General features: G+C 65.2%; 1 protein-coding gene. It reads right to left on the reverse strand.

Features of this window, described 5'->3' with window-relative positions; genetic code table 11:
• Positions 1-336, reverse strand: a 336-nt coding sequence (locus EN824_RS33950; RefSeq protein WP_135933197.1) for a vitamin B12 dependent-methionine synthase activation domain-containing protein, incomplete at both ends; no start/stop codon positions are given.

The following is a 336-nucleotide window of genomic DNA, read 5'->3' on the forward strand; positions in this document are numbered from 1 at the left end:
GCCTGATGTCGTCGCCGACGGTATTCGCCGGCCAGAAGCCGATCACGCCCTTCGGCGCGAACCATTTTTCCGCGATGATCTTGGCCAGCATCGCCTGGGCGTCTTCGAAGAGCTGGCGTGCCGCCGGCCCTTGTGCCTCGTCGTCAAGGATTTTCGGGTAACGGCCCTTCAGCTCCCAGGTCTGGAAGAACGGCGTCCAGTCGATATAGCGCGCGAGCTCGGCCGGGTCCCAGCCTTCGAAGACTTTCACGCCGAGGAAGGACGGCTTCGGCGGCGCGTAGGCCGACCAGTCGATCCTGTGGGCGTTGGCACGCGCCTTGACGAGCGGCAAGCGCT

Source organism: Mesorhizobium sp. M8A.F.Ca.ET.181.01.1.1, assembly GCF_004792025.1.
Taxonomy (GTDB): Bacteria; Pseudomonadota; Alphaproteobacteria; order Rhizobiales; family Rhizobiaceae; genus Mesorhizobium.